Source organism: Streptomyces sp. NPDC088354, from assembly GCF_044753585.1.
GTDB lineage: Bacteria > Actinomycetota > Actinomycetes > Streptomycetales > Streptomycetaceae > Actinacidiphila.
The window spans coordinates 1-3,565 of record NZ_JBIVNJ010000118.1 but is presented as its reverse complement, the minus strand read 5'-3'; the positions used below and the strand labels follow the sequence as shown (position 1 = coordinate 3,565).

The 3,565-nt window shown below is 63.1% G+C and carries 2 protein-coding genes and 1 pseudogene; 1 reads left to right on the top strand and 2 read right to left on the bottom strand.

The window, feature by feature from the left end; all coding sequences use genetic code 11:
- Positions 1-387, bottom strand: a 387-nt coding sequence (locus ACIP98_RS42010) for an IS5 family transposase (RefSeq protein ID WP_401982123.1), incomplete at its 3' end; no start/stop codon positions are given.
- Between the two features lie 115 nt (positions 388-502).
- Positions 503-817, bottom strand: a pseudogene (locus tag ACIP98_RS42005) (transposase); the annotation flags it as partial.
- 659 nt (positions 818-1,476) lie between these two features.
- Between ACIP98_RS42005 and ACIP98_RS42000 the strand changes: the two are divergent.
- On the top strand, positions 1,477-2,499 hold the full coding sequence (locus ACIP98_RS42000; RefSeq protein WP_401982120.1) for an alcohol dehydrogenase catalytic domain-containing protein: 1,023 nt from the start codon (positions 1,477-1,479) through the stop codon (positions 2,497-2,499).
- Positions 2,500-3,565: the final 1,066 nt, after the last annotated feature.

Sequence of the window (3,565 nt, the reverse complement as noted above, 5' to 3'; positions counted from 1 at the left end):
CCCGCCGACCCCTACCGCGGCTTGACGAAGACCATAGGGGCACCTTTTCCTCGCTCCCGCGGCGTGCTGGTGGGCCCGGCAGACGGTGGAGTCGACGTTGAGATCCCAGGTGATCAGGTCCTTCGCCTCTGCCTGGGCCTGGAGGGCGGTGAAGATCCGCTGCCAGGTGCCGTCCCGCTGCCAGCGGCGGAACAGGTCGTACGCCCGACCCCACGGCCCGTACTGCTCGGGCACGTCCCGCCAGGGGATACCGGTGCGGACACGGAATCGTATGCCGTCGATCAGCTGCCGCCGGGTCCATATCACCGGTCGACCGGCCTTCTTGCCCCTCGGCAGCAGCGGCTCCAGCACGGCCCACTGCTCGTCCGTCAGATCTCCACGCGCCACGAACCAAGATCATTCCACACCAAGATCCACTTTCGATACACGCCCTAGGGGCACCCTTGGGTCCGGACATGGGTGGGGGTGGCCCCGCGAAGCCAGGGGGGGAGAGCCCCGTGAAGACGCGGGTCACGTCGACCAGGCCCGCGTCGTCGAGCCGGTGCAGGACCGCCTCGTACAGACGGCCTCACACGCCGGTTCTGGAGCAGATCAAGGAATCGGCGATGAGCCGTCGACTTCGATATCCCGAAGCATGGCGGCAGAGCGCGCCAGGCTCATCCGCTGATCAGCACATGGATCATCGCGGTGGACAGCTCTCATCAGCCGTGTCCTGGGAGTCGCCGCCCTGCGGCCGCACCTGCGACGGCGGGATCAGCGGCTCCGCTATCTCCCACGACCCGTCCGGAACAATCCAACTCCACGTACTCCGCCCCATGAACAGCCCAACAACCGCCTCACCACATAGGACGCGGTCGTCATCCCGGGCTGTTGGTGGGGTGCCGAGTTCGTACTCCACTGGGCTGAGCATGCCCAGCGCGGAGTGCCTGCGCTGGCGGCTATGGAAGATTTTCGGGTGCGCAAAGAGCACGGAGATCAGCTTCCGACGCGTTTGCCACTGTCTGCGGAGTAAGGCAGTTCGACCGGACCCGAGCCCAGAAGGATTCTGTTGGTGTCCACGCAGCCCTCGATGAAGCCAGTGAGGCCAGCAAGCCGGAGGCATGCGCGAGTTGGGTGATCGCACAGGACCCGAGCTGAAACCCTTGATCGGAATGGGTGATGGTGCCCCCTGACCCTTTTTAGACAATTTTTCGGCCAGTCAAAGAGACGTCACCCTTCGAGATATTGAATCCGCGCCACATGGTGGAACTTGAGCGACGCGAAGTTGGTTCCGGGGATGTGATCGGTCTTCTAGGTTGCTGACTCAAGTGTCGGTCGGTATATTTTCCCACGCCGATCCGTATGGCGCGCAAGGAAATTCATGGAGTCGTGAAGTGAATTTGAGGCGGAGTGGTCGACGAGCACTCAAATAATTCGCTCACGTGGCTATCGCATCATTTTTAATCGATCGTGCAGCGTACATAAGAGGAGATCAGCATGGTAACCATGAAAGCCGCGGTCGTCAGCGGAGCCAATGCGCCTTGGGTACTGCAAGATGTGCCGAAGCCGGAAGCCGGGCCTCACCAGGTTCTCGTCAAGATCCATGCTTGCGGAGTGTGCTACACCGACGCGCTTTTGGCCAAGGGAGTTCTGACACTTCGTCCGTTCCCCATGGTGCTGGGACACGAGGGCGTTGGTGAGGTCGTTGCCCTCGGTGAAGGCGTGACATCTCGCAAGGTCGGTGACCGAGTCGGACTCCCCATCACGCAGCGGGCATGCGGCCGGTGCGATTTTTGCCGGGAGCGGCACGTGAACAGCTTCGTAACGGCCAACAACTGCGCGGCTCCTGTGCTGACGGGCGTGAATGTCGACGGTGGCCAGGCGGAGTACGTGGCAGTGGACGAAGAGGGCACAATCCTTCTGCCCGACGGGCTCTCGTACGAGATGGCGGCGCCGACTGTCTGCGCGGGCTATACCGTCTGGGCCGCGCTTCGGCGTGCCAACGCAAAACCGGGCGCTCGGGTCGCCGTGGTGGGAATCGGTGGCGTGGGACATCTTGGTATTCAGTTCGCTAAAGCTGCCGGTTGTCACGTCATCGCCGTGACTCACTCGCCGGACAAGCACGCACTGGCGAAAGAACTGGGAGCCGATGATGTCGTATCCGACGGCGCTGGGCTCCGCGAGGTGGGAGGGGCAGATGTTCTGCTTCACACCGCCCCGACTCACGGTCCCGCCATTGACGCGATGCGGGGACTGCGGCCGTGGGCCAAGATTATCCTCATGGGAATCTCCGCCGACGATACGTTCCCTATCCCTGCGCTCGCGGTGACAGGCCACAGTTTTGAAATTATCGGCTCTGCCCATAATGGGCCGGAGTATCTGGCTGAGGCACTGGAGATCGTGGCGCGCGGAGAGGTCAAGCCCATGATCGAAGTGTTTCCGAAGGAAGAAGTCGGCGAAGCGTATAACCGGCTCCTAAATGGGCAGTTGCGATTCCGTGCCGTTGTCAAGTACGACTGATTCGCTCTCCTGTACTGTGAGTGACAGCGTCCCAGGGGGCACCCGTGTCGGAGCTTCTTCCGGATCCGGGACTGTACCGTAGCGAGGCATGCCGTGGACACCGTGCCAGATGGCTGTCGAGTTAGGCGTGAGGCCTTTTATGTGAGTCCGTCTCATTTGGATCACCTCGCGCTCTAAAATTGGATGGCAGCGAGACAGAGCCCAGCAAGGTAGATGGTGGCGGTCTTGTCGTATCCGGCGGCGAGACCGCCACTGCATTCATCTTGCTGCTGCACCACTCGACTGTGTCTCGCTGTTCCTCGCCCTTCTGTTGGGTTGCCGGGTCGAGTGGGAGACCTGCAGCCGGCTCTGCGTCGGCGCTTGGGGGTGTGCAATCCGGTCGACAGGCTGTGGCATGACGGCCTCGGTTCCTCGCCTGCGCTGCTGACCGGGGTAGCGTGCGACGAGTGGACCCTGTCCGCGGGGAGGGTGGCCTGTCGCACCGGGGCCTGCTTTGCGGACGGGGTACGCGAACCGCGGCCATGATCGTCCCGAATGCAGGTGCGTCCCCGACCTGACCTGGAGTGAGCCTGGAGGCCAGCGGACGCTTTGCCCTGGGCCGACAAGCTGTTTGTGGTCGCCAGAGTGCGGCCGACCGACTGCGTGGTCGTCCTAAAGGTCGTCCGCTACCGCCTCTTGTGCGGATCCCGCAGGATGCTGACGCGCGCGGGCGTTCGTAGAGGCGGCTGCCGCGACCCAGTGCAGATCACCTTCGGCGTCGGCTCGCGCGAGCAGGTCCTGGATCACGCGCGCCGAGGTGCCGTCGGTGGTCCAATTCCCTAATCGGTCGTCTCCTTCACAGCCCACAGTGTGTGCTTCCTCTGGCTTCCCTCTCCGCCGTGAGACGTGTCCGTGGCGACTGTGGCCCGTCGCCAACGGGGCGGTAGTTGACGCTTTAATTGAAATTTCACCTATACTGAGCGTGGTTTGACACGCCGCCCCGCCGGGGCGGTCCCCACATCCCCTGAGGTACCGATGACACTCCAGCTCGACACCGCCGCCCAGAACCTTCTCTTCCGCGACGCGC

Excerpts from the sequence above, each read along its gene's own strand:
- ACIP98_RS42000 (WP_401982120.1), top strand. The coding sequence starts at position 1,477 with ATGGTAACCATGAAAGCCGCGGTCGTCAGCGGAGCCAATGCGCCTTGG.